This is a genomic window from Bacillus cereus group sp. N8 (assembly GCF_016483685.1).
Taxonomy (GTDB): domain Bacteria; phylum Bacillota; class Bacilli; order Bacillales; family Bacillaceae_G; genus Bacillus_A; species Bacillus_A proteolyticus.
The window spans coordinates 1-589 of sequence record NZ_JAEHBK010000125.1 but is presented as its reverse complement, the minus strand read 5'-3'; the positions used below and the strand labels follow the sequence as shown (position 1 = coordinate 589).

The window sequence follows — 589 nt, the reverse complement described above, 5'->3', positions numbered from 1 at the left end:
TCAATGTTTTCATAAGCATTGAACGTGTAATTGCGACCATTTGTGAAATAGTATCTTTTACCGTCTATCATTTTCCAACCGGTATAGAAAATTCCATCTTCTAAACTATAATATTCCAGTAGTTGTTCACTTTTGTTGAGCCCTGTTTTATAAAGCGAACCGTCATGCTTAAATGATAATATTTTGTTGTCCAACTCAACATTAACAACGCTGTCTATAACTTTTCCATTTAGATCAGAAACTCTCTCAAGCACACCTTTGTCGGAAAAGTGAAGGATAACCCCTCGATCTTCTATACGTACTTCCTTTTTATTTACATTGTAATTTTGGAAGTAATAAATTTTACCATCTACTTCTTTTAGACCTTCTTTAACGAATGCTCCAGAAGCATCGGCATAGGAATCTCCCTCCCAGGTTGATCGTTGTAAAACACCATCATCATTAAAGTAGTAGTATTTATTCTCAATCTGTGAATCACTTCCATTTCCAGCAACCATGTAGCCATAAGGCGCTGAGAAATAATAAGTCTTCCCCTTAATTTCTTGCCAGCCTGTCAAAATGACTCCTTCAGCATCTGTAAAGGAATACC

At 36.0% G+C, this 589-nt stretch carries 1 pseudogene; it reads right to left on the bottom strand.

The window, feature by feature from the left end:
• Window positions 1-589: pseudogene (locus JDS80_RS30690) on the bottom strand (N-acetylmuramoyl-L-alanine amidase family protein); the annotation flags it as partial.